This window comes from Massilia sp., from assembly GCF_032106685.1.
Classification (GTDB): Bacteria; Pseudomonadota; Gammaproteobacteria; order Burkholderiales; family Burkholderiaceae_D; genus Telluria.
Map to the genome: position 1 here is coordinate 42,579 of NZ_DAMCPG010000017.1, position 18,260 is coordinate 60,838.

Annotated in this window: 20 protein-coding genes; 11 read left to right on the top strand and 9 right to left on the bottom strand. The window is 66.2% G+C overall.

Annotated elements, in window-relative coordinates:
* A partial coding sequence (locus RT688_RS11725; protein ID WP_313705058.1) for a transcriptional regulator occupies positions 1 to 806 on the top strand: 806 nt, incomplete at its 5' end.
* Positions 807 to 958: 152 nt separating this feature from the next.
* Complete coding sequence (locus tag RT688_RS11730; RefSeq protein WP_313705059.1) at positions 959 to 1,492, top strand: YggT family protein; 534 nt, start codon at positions 959 to 961, stop codon at positions 1,490 to 1,492.
* A gap of 178 nt (positions 1,493 to 1,670) precedes the next feature.
* Here RT688_RS11730 and RT688_RS11735 read toward each other — a convergent pair whose 3' ends face one another.
* From RT688_RS11735 to RT688_RS11770, 8 genes are all read right to left on the bottom strand, one after another.
* Complete coding sequence (locus RT688_RS11735; protein ID WP_313705060.1) at positions 1,671 to 2,612, bottom strand: carbohydrate kinase family protein; 942 nt, start codon at positions 2,610 to 2,612, stop codon at positions 1,671 to 1,673.
* A gap of 6 nt (positions 2,613 to 2,618) precedes the next feature.
* On the bottom strand, positions 2,619 to 4,259 hold the full coding sequence (locus RT688_RS11740) for a DUF3426 domain-containing protein (protein ID WP_313705061.1): 1,641 nt from the start codon (positions 4,257 to 4,259) through the stop codon (positions 2,619 to 2,621).
* A gap of 12 nt (positions 4,260 to 4,271) precedes the next feature.
* Positions 4,272 to 5,228, bottom strand: coding sequence for a 50S ribosomal protein L11 methyltransferase (prmA, locus tag RT688_RS11745; protein WP_313705062.1), 957 nt, complete (start codon positions 5,226 to 5,228; stop codon positions 4,272 to 4,274).
* Positions 5,225 to 6,613 carry an acetyl-CoA carboxylase biotin carboxylase subunit gene (accC, locus tag RT688_RS11750; RefSeq protein WP_313705063.1) on the bottom strand — a complete coding sequence of 463 codons (1,389 nt, stop codon included), beginning with the start codon at positions 6,611 to 6,613 and terminating at the stop codon, positions 5,225 to 5,227. Before accC ends, prmA begins: the two co-directional genes overlap by 4 nt.
* 94 nt (positions 6,614 to 6,707) lie before the next feature.
* The gene (gene accB / locus RT688_RS11755) at positions 6,708 to 7,181 is read right to left on the bottom strand and encodes an acetyl-CoA carboxylase biotin carboxyl carrier protein (protein ID WP_313705064.1); all 474 of its coding nucleotides are present in this window, start codon (positions 7,179 to 7,181) and stop codon (positions 6,708 to 6,710) included.
* 97 nt (positions 7,182 to 7,278) lie between these two features.
* A complete protein-coding gene (aroQ, locus tag RT688_RS11760; protein WP_313705065.1) occupies positions 7,279 to 7,710 on the bottom strand; it encodes a type II 3-dehydroquinate dehydratase in 432 nt (143 codons plus the stop codon).
* A 129-nt stretch (positions 7,711 to 7,839) separates the two neighbouring features.
* A complete protein-coding gene (locus RT688_RS11765) occupies positions 7,840 to 8,394 on the bottom strand; it encodes a TlpA disulfide reductase family protein (RefSeq protein WP_313705066.1) in 555 nt (184 codons plus the stop codon).
* Entirely contained in the window at positions 8,391 to 9,023 is a 633-nt protein-coding gene (locus RT688_RS11770) for a hypothetical protein (protein ID WP_313705067.1), read from the bottom strand. The genes RT688_RS11765 and RT688_RS11770 overlap by 4 nt, the downstream gene beginning before the upstream one ends.
* 76 nt (positions 9,024 to 9,099) lie before the next feature.
* Between RT688_RS11770 and mpl the strand changes: the two genes are divergently transcribed.
* Genes mpl through RT688_RS11800 form a run of 6 tightly spaced genes read left to right on the top strand, consistent with a single transcriptional unit; the run spans position 9,100 to position 14,294 of the window.
* Positions 9,100 to 10,470, top strand: a complete 1,371-nt coding sequence (gene mpl, locus RT688_RS11775; protein WP_313705068.1) for a UDP-N-acetylmuramate:L-alanyl-gamma-D-glutamyl-meso-diaminopimelate ligase — start codon at positions 9,100 to 9,102, stop codon at positions 10,468 to 10,470.
* Entirely contained in the window at positions 10,467 to 11,066 is a 600-nt protein-coding gene (locus RT688_RS11780; RefSeq protein ID WP_313705069.1) for a YqiA/YcfP family alpha/beta fold hydrolase, read from the top strand. The genes mpl and RT688_RS11780 overlap by 4 nt, the downstream gene beginning before the upstream one ends.
* A complete protein-coding gene (locus RT688_RS11785) occupies positions 11,063 to 11,647 on the top strand; it encodes a chorismate lyase (protein WP_313705070.1) in 585 nt (194 codons plus the stop codon). Before RT688_RS11780 ends, RT688_RS11785 begins: the two co-directional genes overlap by 4 nt.
* Positions 11,644 to 13,689 (top strand): RNB domain-containing ribonuclease, encoded by a 2,046-nt coding sequence (locus RT688_RS11790; protein ID WP_313705071.1) that lies wholly within the window; start codon positions 11,644 to 11,646, stop codon positions 13,687 to 13,689. The genes RT688_RS11785 and RT688_RS11790 overlap by 4 nt, the downstream gene beginning before the upstream one ends.
* A gap of 33 nt (positions 13,690 to 13,722) precedes the next feature.
* A complete protein-coding gene (locus RT688_RS11795; protein WP_313705072.1) occupies positions 13,723 to 13,989 on the top strand; it encodes a hypothetical protein in 267 nt (88 codons plus the stop codon).
* The gene (locus RT688_RS11800) at positions 13,986 to 14,294 is read left to right on the top strand and encodes a hypothetical protein (protein WP_313705073.1); all 309 of its coding nucleotides are present in this window, start codon (positions 13,986 to 13,988) and stop codon (positions 14,292 to 14,294) included. Before RT688_RS11795 ends, RT688_RS11800 begins: the two co-directional genes overlap by 4 nt.
* Before the next feature lie 16 nt (positions 14,295 to 14,310).
* On the opposite strand, the gene nhaA is transcribed toward RT688_RS11800, so the two are convergent.
* A complete protein-coding gene (nhaA, locus tag RT688_RS11805; protein ID WP_313705074.1) occupies positions 14,311 to 15,531 on the bottom strand; it encodes a Na+/H+ antiporter NhaA in 1,221 nt (406 codons plus the stop codon).
* Between the two features lie 289 nt (positions 15,532 to 15,820).
* Between nhaA and RT688_RS11810 the strand changes: the two genes are divergently transcribed.
* Genes RT688_RS11810 through mtgA form a run of 3 tightly spaced genes read left to right on the top strand, consistent with a single transcriptional unit; the run spans position 15,821 to position 18,209 of the window.
* On the top strand, positions 15,821 to 16,672 hold the full coding sequence (locus RT688_RS11810; RefSeq protein ID WP_313705075.1) for a TonB family protein: 852 nt from the start codon (positions 15,821 to 15,823) through the stop codon (positions 16,670 to 16,672).
* Positions 16,669 to 17,478: a shikimate dehydrogenase gene (gene aroE / locus RT688_RS11815; RefSeq protein WP_313705076.1), complete on the top strand. Its 810-nt coding sequence runs from the start codon at positions 16,669 to 16,671 to the stop codon at positions 17,476 to 17,478. Before RT688_RS11810 ends, aroE begins: the two co-directional genes overlap by 4 nt.
* A gap of 8 nt (positions 17,479 to 17,486) precedes the next feature.
* A complete protein-coding gene (gene mtgA, locus RT688_RS11820) occupies positions 17,487 to 18,209 on the top strand; it encodes a monofunctional biosynthetic peptidoglycan transglycosylase (protein ID WP_313705077.1) in 723 nt (240 codons plus the stop codon).
* The last annotated feature ends 51 nt before the right edge of the window (positions 18,210 to 18,260 follow it).

Consider the following 18,260-nt stretch of genomic DNA (forward strand, 5'->3'; position numbering starts at 1 on the left):
AAGCTCCGGCCAAGTCGGCAGCAACCAAGACCGCGGCAAAAGCTCCGGCCAAGGCGGCAGCAACCAAGACCGCGACAAAAGCGCCGGCCAAGTCGGCAGCAACCAAGACCGCGGCAAAAGCGCCGGCCAAGGCAGCCGCAACCAAGACCGCGGCAAAAGCTCCGGCCAAGTCGGCAGCAACCAAGACCGCGGCAAAAGCTCCGGCCAAGGCAGCCGCGACCAAGACCGCAGCAAAAGCTCCGGCCAAGTCGGCAGCCAAGACCGCGGCAAAAGCTCCGGCCAAGGCAGCCGCGACCAAGACCGCAGCCAAAGCTCCGGCCAAAGCTCCGGCCAAAGCTGCCGCAACCAAGACCGCAGCAAAAGCTCCGGCCAAGGCCGCCGAGACCAAGACCGCAGCGAAAGCCCCGGCCAAGACCGCAGCAAGCAAAACCGCAGCCAAGCCGGCAGCCAAGACCGCAATGAAGGCCGACGCCAAGCCGGAAGCGGCAACCGCGGCCAAGCCGGCAGCACCGGCAGTCAAGGCCGAGGCAAAGCCGGAAATGAAGGCCGAAGCGAAGCCGGAAGCCAAGGCTGAAGCGAAGCCGGAAGCGAAAGCCGAAGCCAAGCCGGAAGCGGCGGCCAAGCCTGCGGCCAAGAAGCCGGCAGCCAAGAAGGCAGCCAAGGAAGCAGAGGCGAAGCCGCAGGCAGCCAAGCAAGCTTCGAAAGAAGCGAGCGGCGAAGCCAAGCCGGCCGCTCCGGCACCGGCCGCGAAGACCGTGCTGGCGCCGGCCGCCGCATGGCCGTTCCCGACCAGCAGCCGTCCGTAACGGCAAGCCGAGCCCGCTTAGGGCAAAATACCGCTGTGTGATATCGTCGCACAGCGGTTTTTTTTCGAATCTATTTCAGTAGGCTGAAAGCTGATGGCTTGCCCGCAGCAAGGCATTCCTACCGAAATAGGTTTTCATCTCAAGGAGTCTTCGTGCTGCCCATTCTTCAGTTGATCGTCGATACCGCCGCCAGCGTGCTGGGCGCGGTGCTGCTTCTGCGTTTCTGGATGCAGGCCATCCGGGTGCGTCCCCCGGCGTCCGTGGCACAGTTCACGTTCACACTGAGCGACTGGCTGGTCAAGCCGCTGCGCCGCGTGGTGCCGGGCGCCGGCGGCTACGACTGGGCGAGCCTGCTCGGCGCTTTCCTGGTGGTGCTGCTGGCCACCTCCATCTACCTGCTGGTCGGGGCCAGCGGGCAGGAAGTATTCCTGCTGGCGCTGGCGCGCTTCGTGAAGTGGATCATCTACGGCTTCGTGGCGCTCCTGATCATCGAGGCGATCTTCAGCTGGGTGAATCCCCACGCGCCGCTGGCGCCCTTCGTGCACGCGCTGAACGATCCGCTGCTGCGGCCGATCCGCCGCGTGGTGCCGCCGATCGGCGGGCTGGACTTGTCGGTGCTGGTGGCGGTGCTGCTGCTGCAGATTGCGCTGTACGTGCTGCGGATGCTGATTCCGGGGCCGTATTGAGTCATGGTACGGATGTGAAAAAGGGCAGCCGAGGCTGCCCTTTTTTTGTTTTGCGTTTCTAGTCTTGCGGTTCGTGGCTCGCGCTTGGCGGTGCGGGCGGAGCGTTGCGGCAGGTGGCCAAGTGCCCCGCACGTAACGTGTGGGCACGGAGTGCCCACCCTGCGGTCAGCGTATCGGCTTACTTGAAGCGGTAGCCGAAGGCGGCTTCGAATTTGTCGGCGATCTCGGCGGGGGTGAAGCTGTGGTTCTGGCCGCCCTGGTGGGCGATCTTGATCGAGCCGAGCAGGCTGGCGATGCTGCCGCTGGTCTTCCAGTCATAGCCTTGGGCGATGCCGTACAGCAGGCCGGCGCGGTAGGCGTCGCCGCAGCCGGTCGGGTCGACCACGGCCGCTGCCGGCACCGCCGGGATGTCGTAGCGTTCGCCGCCGGCATAAATCTCGGAACCCTTTTCGCCGCGGGTGACGATCAGCGCGTCCAGGCGCGATGCGATGTCCTGCAGCGTCAGGCCGGTGCGGTCCATGATCATCTCGAACTCGTAGTCGTTCGCCGCCAGGTAGGTGGCCTGCTCGATGAAGGCGAGCAGTTCTTCGCCGCTGAACATCGGCAGTTGCTGGCCCGGATCGAACATGAAGGGGATGCCCAGCGCGGCGCAGTCGCGCGCGTGCTTGAGCATGCCGTCGCGGCCGTCCGGCGCGATGATCGCCACGCGCAGCGGGCCGCAGTCGGCGACGTTGTTCTCGTGCGAGAACTGCATCGCGCCCGGGTGGAAGGCGTTGATCTGGTTGTTGTCCTGGTCGGCCGTAACAAAACACTGGGCGGTGTAGGCATCGCCGATGGTCTTGATGGCGCGCGTCTTGATGCCGAAGTTGCGCAGGCGCTCGAGGTAGTCGGCGCCGTCCTGGCCGATGGTCGCCATGATCAGCGGATCGCCGCCCAGCAGATTCAGGTTGTAGGCGATGTTGGCCGAGCAGCCGCCGTATTCGGTGCGCAGGGTCGGGACCAGGAAGGAGACGTTCACGCGGTGCAGCTGGTCAGCCAGCAGGGTATCGGCGAAGCGGCCGTGGTACTGCATGATCTTGTCGAATGCCAGCGATCCGCAGATCAGGGTAGGGTGGGTCATGTTCTGTCAGGGGTAGAAAACGGCGATGTGGTAGCCGGATGGTTGAAGGTCGTCCACGCGGAAGTGGAGCGTGATCGCTTGTTCGACGCGTGGCGCAAGTCCGGTGGCCGCAGCCGCGGCACCCGGGCTGGAACCCGATTTCAAGTAGTCGCGCGGCGCGAACACGCGGCGCACCAGCGGCTTGTCGTTGGCGTCGGTCAGGGACAGTTCCAGGCTCGGCCAGGCCTGGGGCACCGCGCCCTGGTTGGCGAGCTGCGTGGTGAAGGCATAGGCGCCGCCGCCGAGGGTGGTCAGTTCGCCGGTCTCGATCACGAGGTTGTCGATCTGGGCCGGCAGCTCGACGCGGCAGCCGAGCAGCGCGCAACTCGATACCAGCGCCGGTTTGGCGGCCGGGAAGCGCGCGGCCAGCGCGTTGCGGAAGGTAATTACGCCCTGCGCGACCAGGATCAGCAGCAGCACGATCGAGCCGGCCAGCATCGCGATCTTGCGCGTGCGGCCGCTCTGCTCCTGCTGGCGCCCGCGGCGGACGAATTCGGGCTCGTCGCTCTCGGGCACGCGGATCTTCGGCGGCGCGTCGATTTTGGTCGGGGTCAGGCGCGAGCGGCGCGCGGCCGCCTTTTCGGCGCGGCGGGCGGCCGGCGTGCGCGCCACCGGCGGCGCGCTGGGCAGGCTGGGCGCGTGCGCGTTGATGACGCTGGCCGCGGCTTCGCGCATCGGCAGCGGCGGCGCATCCGCCGCGCGCGGCGCCGGGGCCTTGCTTGCCGGTTCGGGTGCGTGGTCGGGCAGCGGCTGGGCCACCAGTTCTTCGTCCACGGGCAGGCCGAGGCTGGGTTCGATGCGTCGCGATCCGGAGGAAGGCGCCGGCATTGCCGCGGCCGGCTTTTTCTCGTCGGTGCGTACCGGCGCCACAGGCGCCGGCGTTGGTTCGATGGATGCCGTTTCGTCAGGCGTCAAGGCGGCAGGCGCCGTCTCGATCGGCGCGGCCTCGGCGGCGGCCGGTTCGGGCGCGACTTCCGCCTGCGCCGCGGTTTCCGCCGCCGCCGAGGTTTCCGCTTCCATCGGCGCAGCCTCGACGGGCGCTGCGGCGGCTGCCTCGGCCTCGAGCGCCGCCGCCGGTTCCTCCGGCGCCGTCTCGGCCAGGGGGCCGGCCTCGGCCGGCAGGGCTTGCGCCGCAGGCTCCGGATTCGCCTCGTCCGCGTTGACCTTCGGCAGGATGCCGAACGGGTCGAAGGTGTGGTCGAAGTCGAGCGTGTAGACCGGCTGCCCGTCGAAATCCGGCGCCGCCGCGTCGCTCACGGCATCGGACGACTCCGCCGGACCGTCGACGATGGTGAAGGGCGGGGGATCCGGTTCCGGTTCGGCGACAGGAGCCGTTTCGGGGGCAGGGGAAGGCGATGCGGCAGCAACCGCGGCAGGTGCTTCGGCAGCAGGTGCGGCAGCAGATGCGGCAGAGGCAGCGGAAGGAACGGCCGGCTGCGGCGCCACCGGCGCGCGCGCCGGCGGGGCGTCGAGGTCGACCAGGGTGGCGCTGCCGTCGAAGATTTCCTGGCAGGCGCCGCAGCGCACGATGCCCCCACGTAGCTTGAGCTGGTCCGAGGCGACCCGGAACATCGTGCCGCAGTGGGGGCATTGAGTGGCGAGCGCCATGCCGGGCTCTCCTTATTGAGGAGTGGAGCTACGCGCGGGCGGTGCGGTGTCCTGGCCGAGCGTGCCGTGAAGGGCGACCCAGCCGTCCTGCTCGGCCCAGACGCCCAGCTTGATGAAAGGTGCGTAGGCGGCGGCCACTTCCTCGGCCTGGCGCGCCAGCACGCCCGACAGGATCAGCGAACCGCCCGGCGCCACGCGGCCGGACAGCATCGGCGCCATCAGCTTCAATGGGCTCGAGAGGATGTTGGCCACCACGATGTCGAACTGGCCCTTGGCGTGGCGCTCGTTCGGCGCAACGGCAAAGGCGTCCGGCAGGTAGAAGTCGATCTCGCAGCGGTTGCGCTCGGCGTTCGACTTCGCCGATTCGATCGCCTGCGGGTCGATGTCGACGCCGGCGACGTCGGCAGCGCCCAGCTTCTTGGCGACCATCGCCAGGATGCCCGAGCCGCAGCCGTAGTCCAGCACCGATTTGCCGGGCGCCGGGTGCGCTTCCAGCCACTCCATGCACAGGCGGGTGGTCGGATGGCTGCCGGTGCCGAAGGCCAGGCCCGGATCGAGTTCGAGGATCAGGGCGCTTGGCTCCGGCGCCTCGTGCCAGCTCGGCACGACCCAGATGTTCTTGCCGATGTGGATAGGCTCGAACTGCGACTGGGTCAGGCGCACCCAGTCGGCATCCGCCACCGAACGGGTGGTGAATGCAGGGGGATTCGCCAGCTTGATGGCGGCTGCGGCTTCGGCGACGATCGCCGCCTGGTCCGCGTCCGTATCGGTCAGGGCGACCACGCGGCTGTGGTCCCAGGCCGCCTCAAGCGGTTCCATGCCGGGTTCTCCGAACAGGGGATTTTCCTGCTCGGTGCCTTCGTCGGCGTCTTCCACCGATACCGACAGCGCGCCCGCTTCCATCAAGGCGTCGGAGAGCGCCTCAGCGTGCTCGCGTGCGATTTCGATGACGACTTCAGTCCAGCTCATGCCTCAGCCTTATTGTCCGTGCCCAGGGTCACTTTGGTGTCCGGGCGGTTGGCCAGCTTCTGCTCCAGGTAATGGATGTTGGTGCCGCCTTCGATGAAGCGGGCGTCCACCATCAGTTCGCGGTGCAGCTGGATGTTGGTGAGGATACCCTCGACCACCATTTCCGAGAGCGCAATTTGCATGCGGCGAATTGCCTGCTCGCGCGTTGCACCGTAGGAAATTACCTTGCCGATCATCGAGTCGTAATGAGGTGGAACATAATATCCCGCATACGAGTGCGAATCGACACGGATGCCAGGACCGCCCGGCGGGTGCCAGCTGGTGATGCGGCCCGGCGACGGCGTGAACTTGAACGGATCCTCGGCGTTGATGCGGCACTCGATCGCGTGGCCCGACAGCATGATGTCGCGCTGGCGGAAGCGCAATTTTTCGCCGCAGGCGATGCGGATCTGTTCCTGCACGATGTCGATGCCGGTGATCATTTCGGTGACCGGGTGTTCGACCTGCACGCGGGTGTTCATCTCGATGAAGTAGAACTCGCCGTTCTCGTACAGGAATTCGAAGGTGCCGGCGCCGCGGTAGCCGATCTTGCGGCAGGCTTCGGCGCAACGGTCGCCGATCTTCTCGATCAGCTTGCGCGGGATGCCCGGCGCCGGCGCTTCCTCGATCACCTTTTGGTGGCGGCGCTGCATCGAGCAGTCGCGTTCGCCCAGCCAGACGGCGTTCTTGTGCTCGTCGGCCAGCACCTGGATTTCCACGTGACGCGGATTTTCCAGGAACTTCTCCATATAGACTTCCGGATTGCCGAAGGCGGTGCCGGCTTCGGTCTTGGTCATCTGCACGGCGTTCAGCAGGGCCGCTTCGGTGTGCACGACGCGCATGCCGCGGCCGCCACCGCCGCCGGCGGCCTTGATGATGACCGGGTAGCCGACGCGGCGCGCGGTCTGGATGATTTCCTTCGGATCGTCCGAGAGGGCGCCGTCCGAACCCGGCACGCAAGGCACGCCGGCGCGGATCATGGCCTGCTTGGCCGAGACCTTGTCGCCCATCAGGCGGATCGAGTCGGAGCGCGGGCCGATGAAGACGAAGCCCGATTTTTCCACGCGCTCGGCGAAGTCGGCGTTCTCGGACAGGAAGCCGTAGCCCGGGTGGATCGCTTCGGCGTCGGTGACTTCGGCGGCGCTGATGATGGCCGGCATGTTCAGGTAGCTCAGCGACGACTGCGCCGGGCCGATGCAGACCGATTCGTCGGCCAGTTTCACGTACTTGGCGTCCTTGTCCGCTTCCGAGTGAACGACCACCGTCTTGATGCCCATTTCGCGGCAGGCGCGCTGGATACGCAGCGCGATTTCACCACGGTTGGCGATGAGGATTTTTTCAAACATGGTTAGCTTGGGTAGGTGAGAGAAAGCCGGCGTCGGGCGCCGGCTGGGTTCGGATCATGGGCCGCGAAGAAGTCACGGCCGGCGGGGCTAACGATTAGCCGATCACGAACAGCGGCTGGCCGAATTCGACCGGCTGGCCATTTTCCACCAGGATCTTGGTGACCACGCCGGACACGTCGGCGTCGATCTCGTTCAGGAGCTTCATCGCTTCGATGATGCACAGGGTGTCGCCTTCCTTGATGTTGGCGCCGACTTCGACGAAGGCGGGCGCGCCCGGTGCCGACGAACGGTAGAAGGTGCCGACCATCGGCGACTTGACGACGTGGCCGGTCGGCTCGGCGGCGACGGCGGGGGCCGGAGCGGCCGCCGGAGCGGCAGGCGCCGCGGCCGGGGCGGCCGGCGCCGAGTACTGCTGCACGCCGGCGGACGGCAGCATCACCATCTGGTTCTGGGGCATTGCGGACGACTTGACGATGCGGACCTTGCTCTCGCCTTCGGTCACTTCGAGTTCAGCGATGTCCGATTCGGCGACGAGGTCGATCAAAGTCTTGAGTTTACGAAGATCCATGTGAAACCCCTTGGAATTATTTGTGTTTTAAGAGTAAGCGAAGCGCCAATACGAGGGCGCATCCGCGCATGATGCATGAAGTTGACGTAGATTAACGCTATTTAAGCGCAAAGTCGATGGCAAACCGATATCCGTCCACGCCCAGTCCGCAGATCGTCCCGCGGGCGATCGCCGCCAGGTACGAGTGATGCCGGAACGCTTCACGCTGGTAAATGTTTGAGATATGTACCTCAATAAACGGGATCGCCACCGCGGCCAGCGCATCGCGCAGTGCCACGCTCGTGTGGGTCAGCCCGCCAGGATTGATGACGATCGCGTCCACGCCCTCGTCACGGGCGGCGTGGATGCGGTCGATCAGCGCACCTTCGTGGTTGCTCTGAAAGCAGGAAAGCGATCCGCCCGCTGCGGCAGCCTGAGCCGTCGCAGCGCTTTCGATGTCGGCCAGCGTTGCCGCGCCGTACACCGCAGGCTCCCGGGTTCCCAGCAGATTCAGATTGGGACCGTTGAGCAGCAGTAGCTTTTTCGCCATGTTTTTGTAGAGTCTATGCTCGAAAGTGACGCATTTTGCCGCCAACAATACGTATTGGCAAGCAATAAAATTCAGTGCGGATAAGCGTGACTTGGGCGGAGTTCGGAAAAGAACGACCGTTCGCGAGCCCTAGAGTGCCGCCAGGTCCGCCTTCAGTTCGTCGAACTTCAGCTTGCCCAGATAGGTCTTCTTTACCTGGCCATCGGCGCCGATCAGGACCGTAAACGGCAGGCCGCCACTCGGATTGCCGAAGCCGCGCGACAGCTCGGTGCCGCCCATTCCGCCGACGTACAGCGGGTACTTGATGTTGTGCTTGGCAGCGAATTCGCTCATCGCCGACGGCGAATCGATGCCGATGCCGATCACGTTGAAGCGTTTGCCAGCTTCTTCATCCGCCAGCGCCGACAGTTCCGGCATCTCCTGCACGCAGGGAGCGCACCAGGTAGCCCAGAAGTTCACCAGCAGCGGCTTGCCTTTCCACTTGTCCAGCGACTCGGTCTTGCCGGCCAGGTCGTTGAGCGATTGCGCATATAAGTGCGTCGAGGCGCTGTGGGCCGGGCCGCCGGTCGGAGCGATGGCGGTGGTGACCGGGCCTTGCGGCTGTTTCTTGACACCCAGATAAGCGCCGAGCGCGCCGAAGAGTACCGCCACGGCCGCGAAGGCGGCCAGCTTCTTTTTATTCATTCGTCCTGTTCCAGAGATTCATCGGTCGTCATCAAGGCGCGCAGGCCGGCCGCGTCGACACGCTGCAGGCGGCCATCGGCGCGCGGCTTGAGTGCCCCACGCAAGTCATGAAAATCGTACAACTCGGCGTGCACCGCTTCCTTATGCCACAGGAAGCTCACCGTTTCAACCGGCTCATGGCGCGCACCCTTGAAGTGCGGGGTTTCGGAGATCTCTATATTGACGTTGCGGTTCAGGAGGAAAATCTCGACCTCCTTGGCGCTGTCGGCGAACAGTTGCAGGTGGATGTCGTCGTGCTCGCCGGCGGTGCCGTTCAGTACCGCGCCGGTGAGATAGGGGCGGAAGTCGGCCAGCGCATCCATCACCTGCAGCGCGGTCTCGCGCAATTGGCGCACGCGTTCGGCATGCGCGCTGCCGCCGAACAGGGACTGGTATTTACGGACCTCGTCCTCGATCTGGATATTGTCGGGCATCAGGTTGGGGGCCGGCTGGTCCACGCCGAGCACCTGGCGTGCGGCCTTGCGGCGGGCGGTGGCGTAGTCGGCGCCGTCCTGGGCGATCATGCGCGCGGCCGTTGCGGCGATCTCGGCGCGCAGCTGAAGTAGGTCATTGTTCTGGCTTGGCATCATGAGGCAGATCATACTCTTGAACGGAAAACGGCATCGCGTCGGGTAAAATCGCGTATTCGCTTTTTTTCCCACGACCATGCACATTCATATCCTCGGCATTTGCGGCACCTTCATGGGCGGCCTGGCGGTCCTGGCCAAGGAGGCCGGCCACCGCGTCACCGGTTGCGACGCCAACGTCTATCCTCCGATGAGCACCCAGCTCGAAGCCCAGGGCATCGAACTGATCCAGGGTTACGGTCCGGAGCAGGTGTCGCTGAATCCCGACCTCTACGTGGTCGGCAACGTCATGACCCGCGGCAATCCGCTGATCGAGGAAATCCTGAACCGCGGCCTGCCGTACATGTCGGGTCCGCAATGGATCGGGGAACATATTTTGCGCAATAAATGGGTGCTGGCCGTGGCCGGCACCCATGGCAAGACCACGACCTCGTCGATGCTGGCCTGGATCCTGGAAGACGCGGGTTACGCGCCGGGCTTCCTGATCGGCGGCGTGCCGATGAACTTCGGCATCTCGGCGCGCCTGCAAGGCGCGACCGAATCGGACTTCTTCGTCATCGAGGCTGACGAATACGACACCGCCTTCTTCGACAAGCGTTCCAAGTTCGTGCATTACCACGCCAAGACCGCCGTGCTGAACAACCTGGAATTCGACCACGCCGACATCTTCCCGGACATCGGCGCCATCGAGACCCAGTTCCACCACCTGGTGCGCACCGTGCCGGGCGTGGGCCGTCTGGTCGTCAACGGCGACGAAGCCTCGCTGGCGCGCGTGATCAAGCGCGGCTGCTGGAGCGAGAAGGAAACCTTCGGTTTGTCCGAGGGCGTGGACTGGTCGCTGGTCGAGCATCCGGGCGGCGCCAGCTTCGACGTCGTCTTCAATGGCGAGACTCAGGGCACGGTCCACTGGGAACTGACCGGCAAGCACAACCGTTCGAACGCGCTGGCCGCGATCGCCGCCGCCCGCCACGTCGGCGTGCCGGTGGCGCAATCGGTCGAATCGCTGTCGCGCTTCCAGAGCGTCAAGCGGCGCATGGAAGTGCGCGGCGTGGTGAACAATGTCACCGTCTACGACGACTTCGCCCACCACCCGACCGCGATCGCGACCACGGTCGGCGGCCTGCGCCAGCGCATCGGGACCTCGGGCCGCATCCTGGCCGTGCTCGAGCCGCGCTCGAACACCATGAAGCTGGGCGCGATGAAGGATGCGCTGCCGGGGAGCCTGAAGGATGCCGACCTCGTGTTCGGCTTCGGCAGCCAGCAGGCGCTGGGCTGGTCGCTGGCCGACGCCCTCAAGCCGCTGGGCGCGATCGCCCACAGCTTCGACCAGATCGACTACATGGTGCAGGCCATCGTGCAGGCGGCCCAGCCGGGCGACCACATCCTGGTGATGAGCAACGGCGGTTTCGGCGGCGTGCACCAGAAGCTGCTCGAGGCCCTGACGACATGATTCTCTATTTGCACGGCTTTCGCTCCTCGCCGCGCTCGTTCAAGGCGCGCGTGGTGCAGGAGCGGATGACGGCCGCCGGGCGCGCGGGCGAGCTGATCTGCCCGCAACTGCCGGCCTCGCCGAAAGCGGCGATGGAACTGGCCCTGCTGCTGGCCGAGCGCCATGCGCCGGACAACCTGGCGATCGTCGGCTCTTCGCTGGGCGGCTTCTATGCGACCTGGCTGGCCGAGCGCCTGGACGTGCCGGCGGTGCTGCTGAACCCTTCGGTCGATCCCTTGAAGAGCCTGGAAAAGCACGTCGGCGTGACCACCGCCTGGCACTCAAGCGAGCCGTTCGAGTTCCGCCGCGAGTACATCGACGAGCTGGCCGAACTGAAGGTGGAGCGCATTACCCGTCCCGAGCGCTATTTCCTGATCGCCGCGACCGGCGACGAGGTCCTGGACTACCGCGACATGGTGGCCCACTACGCCGGCGCGCGCCAGCACGTGATCGAAGGCAGCGACCATGCGATCTCGGAATTCCCGCAGTACGTGGACGAGGTGCTGGCCTTCTGCCAGCCGCAGGTCGACTGGGCCGGCGCGGGCAAGGCAGGGTGAGAAGCGCTTCCCTGCGCCGGGCGAAATGGCATCGCCATGCCGACGCCCTGCGCGCGCCCGCGACGATGCGCGACTGGCTGACGACGCCAGGTTCGCTGACCGCGCGCCTGGTGAAGAGCAGCGCGGCCTTCCGCGTCCGGCGCCTGCACCAGCAGGCGGCGCTGTGCGCGCTCGAAGAAGCGGGACCGATCGGCCTGCCGCGGCGTGAGCGCGTCTGGGAGCGCGAGGTATTGCTGTGCTGCGACGGCAGGCCGGTGGTGTTCGGCCACACCGTGGTGCCGATGTCGGCCACGGCGGCGGACTGGCCGCTGTTTTCGGCGCTGGGCGAACGTTCGCTCGGCACCACCTTGTTCTACGACCCGAAGGTGGTGCGCGGGACACTGGAATTTGCCAGGCTGCGCCGCGGCCACCCGCTGGTCGACAAGCTGGACAAGGCGCTTGGCGGCGAGCTGCAAGGAAACGTATTTTATGCGCGGCGTTGTGTCTACCGCCGCCGTCAAGGCCTGCTGATGGTCACCGAGGTATTCTTGCCGGCGGTACTCGATCTGGGCGCAACACCTATAACGCGAAACGAAACATGAATGTATTTTTTGAAGAGTCGGGCGATTTCAAGGTCGGCTCGGTGCTGTCCCAGGCAGGCGAGGCTTACCAGGTAGAACTGGCAAGCGGCAAGCGCACCAAGGTGAAAGCCAAGGACGTGCTCCTGCAGTTCGAGAAACCCGATCCCGAAGCGCTGCTGGAAGCGGCGAAAGGCATCGCCGCCGACGTCGACCTCGAGTTCCTGTGGGAAGTAGCCGGCCAGGAAGAATTCGGCTTCGCCGAGCTGGGCGCCGAGTACTTCGGCCATGCGCCGTTGCCCGTGGAGGCGGCCGGCCTGGTGCTGGCCCTGCACTCGGCCCCGATCTACTTCTATAAAAAGGGACGCGGACGCTACAAGGCCGCGCCCGAGCAGTCGCTGCGCGCGGCCCAGGCCGGCATCGAGAAGAAGAAGCAGCAGGCGCTGATCCAGGCCGCCTATGTCGAGGAACTGAAGGCGGGCAAGCTGCCGGAAGCGATGGCGACTATCGTCCAGCAACTGCTGTTCAAGCCGGACAAGAACACCATCGAGTACAAGGCGATGGAAACGGCCGCCAGCGAACTGCAGACCTCGGCGCCGCGGCTGATGCTGGCAACGAAGGGCATCGCTTCGCCGAAAGAGCTGCACATGGGCCGCTTCCTGTTCGAACATTTCCCGCGCGGCGTCGGCTTCCCGGCGCTGCCGGTGCCGAGCGCCCCGGCCAACCTGCCGACCGCCAAGGTCGCCGCCTTCTCGATCGACGACGTGACCACCACCGAGATCGACGACGCCTTCTCGGTCGAGCACCTGGAAGACGGCAACGTGCGCGTCGGCATCCACATCGCCGCGCCGGGCCTGGCCATCAAGCCGGACGACGAGATCGACAAGATCGCGCGCGGCCGCATGTCGACCGTTTATATGCCGGGCGACAAGATCACCATGCTGCCGGACGAGGTGGTGGACGCCTTCACCCTGGCCGAAGGCAGCACCTGCCCGGCGCTGTCGCTGTACGCGGTGCTCAATCCGGCCGACTGGTCGCTGGTGTCGACCACGACCCGCGCCGAGCTGGTGCCGATCGAGAGCAACCTGCGCCATAACGACCTGGACGACGTGGTCAACGAGGCGACGCTGGAAAACGGCGCAGGCGACTATCCGCACAAGGCCGAGCTTTCCCTGCTGTGGAAGTGGGCCCTGAAGCTGGAAGCGGGCCGCATGGCCAAGCGCGAAGCCTTCGGCCTGAAGCCCGAGCAGGCGAACCGGGTCGACTTCAACTTCTACGTCGAGGACGACGTGGTCTCGATCGTGCGCAGGAAGCGCGGCGCGCCGCTCGACAAGATCGTCGCCGAGCTGATGATCTTCGCCAACAGCACCTGGGGCAAGCTGCTGCACGACTCCGGCGTGCCGGGCATCTACCGCTCGCAGGGCGCCGGCAGCGGCGCCGGCTGGGCCGCCAAGATGCAGGTGCGCATGGTCACGCACGCCGCGCCGCACCAGGGCCTGGGCGTCGACCAGTACGCCTGGAGCACCTCGCCGCTGCGCCGCTACACCGACCTGGTCAACCAGTGGCAGATCATCGCCTGCGCCGAGCACGGCGTGACCGCGCCCCTGGTGGCGCCGTTCAAGCCGCGCGACGCGACCCTGTTCTCGATCGTCTCCGCCTTCGATGCCGCCTACTCGGCCTACAACGACTTCCAGCAGACCATGGAACGCTACTGGTGCCTGCGCTGGCTGGGCCAGGAAAACGCGAAGCAGGCCGACGCCGTGGTGTTGAAGGAAGACGTGCTGCGCCTGGTCGACATCCCGCTGGTGATCCGCCTGGCCGGCCTGCCGCAGGTGGCGCGCGGCGCCCAGGTCAAGCTCGACATCGTGCGCTGGGACGAAGTCGACCTCTCGCTCGAAGCGCGCCTGCTCGAAGTGGCGCAGGCCGCACCAAGCGAGGAGCTGGTCTTCGAAGAGGAAGAAGAGGGCGACACCGGCGAAGCCGCGGTGGAGGAGGTCGTGGAAGCCGAAGGCGCGGTGGCGGCCATCAGCACCGGCGACGGCACGCCGGCCGGCAGCCAGCAGTAAACCAAGCCAACCAAGGGAGGGCGCCGATACACCATGAGCAGGTCGATACGAAGCCTCGCGATCGTCACGGCCGTGCTCGTGCTGGCGTATTGGGCCGTCTTCGCCTGGATGGTGTACCGCTCGCCCCTGAGCTACGAGGCGATCGACTTCGACCATGACGGCTCGGTCAGCTTCGACGAGGCGGACTACGCCTCCTCGTTCGGCATGCGCACCATCTACCGTGACGGCAGCGAATGCGTCGAGTACTTCGCCGAGAAGGACGGAGCGGCGCTGAAGCTGGTCTGCCAGGACAAACGATGAAGCCTGCCTATCTCGCCATCCCGCTGGTGCTCGCGGTGCCTTGCGCCGTTTCCTATTACGTTGGCGTGTTCTCGACCTCGTTCGACACCAATGTGTGTTATTCAGAATTGCTGAGCACGCTCTCCAGCCAGGCCGAGCAGGCCGCCGCGTCCGGCGACCGCGCCGAGATCGAGCGCTACGCGGCGCGGATCAAGTCCCTGCCAAATCGCGGTTACGAGTCGGACTGCTCGGAGATCATGGCCGCGCTCCAGGCGAGTGCCGGCAACGCGGCCAGTACCGCAGACAACGGGGCTGGCGCCCGGTAGGCTTCCAGTCGCACTGTCAGCGCGCTCGATGCGCGTCCTGCTCCAGGTCCATCGTGTCCGGATCGACGTCGACCGCCGTCGGCGCGCCGAACAGCTTCAGCCAGGCGAAGCCCAGCACGCCCGCCATCAGCGAGGCCAGCAGGATCGCCATCTTCGACGCGTTCACCAGTTCCGGGCTGCCGACGAAGGCGAGATTCGTGATGAAGATCGACATCGTGAAGCCGATCCCGCCCAGCAGGCCCGCACCCAGCACGTGTTTCCAGTTGAGGTCGAGCGGCAGCTTGCACAGGCCCAGCGCCACCGCGCCCAGGCTGGCCAGCACGATGCCGACCGGTTTGCCCAGCAGCAGGCCGCCCATGATGCCGAGGCTGTTGGGCGACAGGAGTTCCTGGGTCCAGCCGGCGGCGATCACGATCCCGGTATTGGCCAGCGCGAAGACCGGCAGGATGCCGAAGGCGACCGGCGTATGCAGCACGTGCTCGAGGCGGTGCGACGGCGAGGCGGCATCGTCCTCGCGCGCGGAATAGGGAATCGCAAAGGCCAGCAGCACGCCGGCGATGGTCGCATGCACGCCGGATTTCAGCATCAGGAACCACATCAGCGCGCCGCCCACCAGGTAGGGCGTCAGGGCCATCACGCGCAGAAAGCGGTTCATGCACACCAGCAGCGCGAACACGGCCAGCGCGCCCAGCAGGTACAGGCCCGCCAGTTCCGTCGTGTAGAACACGGCGATCACGATGATCGCGCCGAGGTCGTCCATGACGGCCAGCGCGGTCAGGAAGATCTTCAGCGAGGCCGGCACGCGGCTGCCGAGCAGGGCCAGCACGCCGAGGGCGAAGGCGATGTCGGTCGCCATCGGGATGCCGATGCCGGCCTGGGTCGGCGTGCCGCCGTTGAGCAGGAAGTGGATCAGGGCCGGCACGGCGATGCCGCCAACTGCCGCCAGGATCGGCAGCATGGCATTGCGGATGTCGGACAGTTCGCCGTTGTACAGTTCGCGCTCGAGCTCCAGCCCGATGAGAAGGAAGAAGATCGCCATCAGGCCGTCGTTGATCCAGTGCTCGACGCTCATGCCGAGCACCTTCATGTGCCAGATGTGCAGGTAGTCGGCGCCGAGGGGCGAATTGGCGAGCAGCAGGGAGAGCGCGGTGCAGGCGATCAGGACGATGCCGCCGGCTTTCTTGGACTGGAAAAAACGGGTGAAGCTGCGCGACAGGGCGCGTTGGATGACCATCATCGGGTGCCTTTCATGGACGGACGCGTTCCGCGTGGCGGCCCGACCAACGCGCATCCTGCTCCACACGATGTGTGTGCACCCTGGGGACATTATAACCCGGCATGCGCGGCTGCCCGTGCCGCGCGCGGGCGGGCGGCGCCATCGCCTGCGGCGCGCCGGAACCTGAGTCGTTGCCTTGCCGCCACCAATCTCCCGCAGTGCCTTGCGGCACGGTAGAATGCCCGGATTCCCTTGATTCAAAGCCGTCCGGCGCGCCCGCGTGAAGTATTCACTACAAAACCGACCCCTGATGATCGCCCTTGCCGCCTCGGTGGCGGCGCACGCGCTGCTGCTGGCGGTCCGCTTCGCCGCGCCCGAGGCGTTCCGGGTGCAGCCGGCCGACCCCGGCCTGGAGGTCATCCTGGTCAACGCCAGGCACGCCAAGGCGCCCGTCAAGGCCGATGCGCTGGCCCAGGCCAACCTGGAAGGCGGCGGCGCCCAGGACGCCGGCCGTTCGAAGTCGCCGCTGCCGGATTTGCGCAGGAACGAGAACGGCGACAGCATCAAGGCCCTGCAGCGCCGCATCGCCGAACTCGAGCAACTGCAGCAGAACGTGCTGACCCGCGTGCAGCAGTCGCGTTTCGCGGCGGCCCCGGTGCGCGACAAGGACAAGCCGGACCCGAACCGCAGCGGCCAGGACGAGGTCGACACCGCGCGCCAGATCGCGCGCATGACGGCCGAGATCACCCAGACCATCGAGGACCAGAACAAGCGTCCCAAGCGCACCCACATTTCGCCGAGCACGCGCCAGGTCGGCTATGCGCTGTACTACAAGGCGATGCAAAAGCGCGTGGAAGAGATGGGCACGCTGAACTTCCCGCAACAGAACGGGCGCAAGCTGTACGGCGAACTGGTGGTGTCGATCCCGATCTTCCAGGACGGCAGCCTGTACCAGAAAGAGGGCGGCCCGCGCATCGAGCGCAGTTCCGGTAACCCGGCGCTGGACCGGGCCGCGCTCGAGATCGTGCGCCGCGCCGCGCCCTTCGGCAGCTTCCCCCAGAACATGCGCACGGCCGGCAAGGACGACTTGTGGATCGTGATCACCCGCTTTACCTTCACGCGCGAGGAGAAAATGAAGGCCGAATTGCAGGAGGCATCATGACCGACCAATATTGTGTGATCGGCAATCCGGTCGCGCACAGCAAGTCGCCCCAGATCCACGCCGCCTTTGCCGTCCAGACGGGTCAAGGCATCGCCTACGGCCGCCGCCTGGCGCCGCTCGACGGGTTCGCCGACGTCGTGCGCGACCTGGTCGCCAAGGGATACAAGGGCGCCAACGTGACGGTGCCCTTCAAGCTGGAGGCCGCCGCCCTGGCCACGCGCCTGGAAGAGCGGGCGCGCGCCGCCGGCGCCGTCAACACGCTCAGCTTCGTCGATGGCGAGATCGTCGGCGACAACACCGACGGGCCCGGCCTGGTCGCCGACATCGTGCGCAACGCCGGCGTGCCGCTGGCGGGCAAGCGCATCCTGTTGCTGGGCGCGGGCGGCGCGGCGCGCGGCGTGATGCTGCCTTTCCTGCAACAGGGGCCGGCGGCGATCGTGGTGGCGAACCGCACCCTGGCCACGGCCGAGGCGCTGGTGGCGGCCTTCCAGGACCAGGTGACCCAGGTCGGCGCCTGCGGCTTCGACGGCATTTGCGGCGCGTTCGACATCGTCGTCAACGCCACCTCGGCCAGCCTGAGCCAGGCGCTGCCGCCGGTCCCGGCCTCGGCATTTACGAAGGACACGCTGGCGCTGGACATGATGTACGGCGACCAGCCGACGCCGTTCATGCAATTCGCCGCGCGGCAGGGCGCCACCACCCGCGACGGCTTCGGCATGCTGGTCGAGCAGGCCGCCGAAGCCTTCGCGATCTGGCGCGGCGTGCGCCCGGACACCCACGATCTCCTGACGACTCTGCGTTCATAATTAAAACAATGGCAGAAAAAGGCAATGCGGGCGGCGCATCCGGACGGCGCCGCTGGATCAAGTGGATTTTCCTGGGGCCGATCCTGGCCGTGCTGCTGATCCAGTTGTATTTCTTCGTGCAGGTCTGCTGGTTCGCCTACTTCAACCCGAGCTCGACCAGCTTCATGCGCCAGCAGTTATCGGAGCTGCGCGAAGCCAACCCGAACGCCCGGCTCAAGCACGAGTGGGTGCCCTACGAACGCATCTCGGACAACCTCAAGCGCGCGGTGGTGGCTTCCGAAGACGCCAACTTCGCCGACCATCCGGGCGTGGACTTCGATGCGCTCGAGCGCGCCTACGAGCGCAACAACCGCCGCCACAAGGTCGTCGGCGGCGGCTCGACCATCACCCAGCAGCTGGCGAAGAATCTGTTCCTGTCCGGCTCGCGCAGCTACCTGCGCAAGGGGCAGGAAATGATCATCGCCTTCATGCTGGAATCGGTGATGAGCAAGCGCCGCATCCTCGAGGTGTACTTGAACGTGGTCGAGTTCGGACGCGGCGTGTTCGGCGCGGAAGCGGCGGCGCGCTATTATTTCCGCACCTCGGCCGCCAAGCTGGCCCCGAACCAGGCGGCACGCCTGGCCGTGATGCTGCCCAATCCCCGCTACTACGACCGCAACCGCAGCACCAATTACCTGATCAAGCGGACCAGCCTGATCCAGCGCCGGATGCGCGCAGCGGAGTTACCTTAACGCCAGGCGCCAGAAACGCTGAAAAAACGCTGAAGACGGGGCAAAACCGTC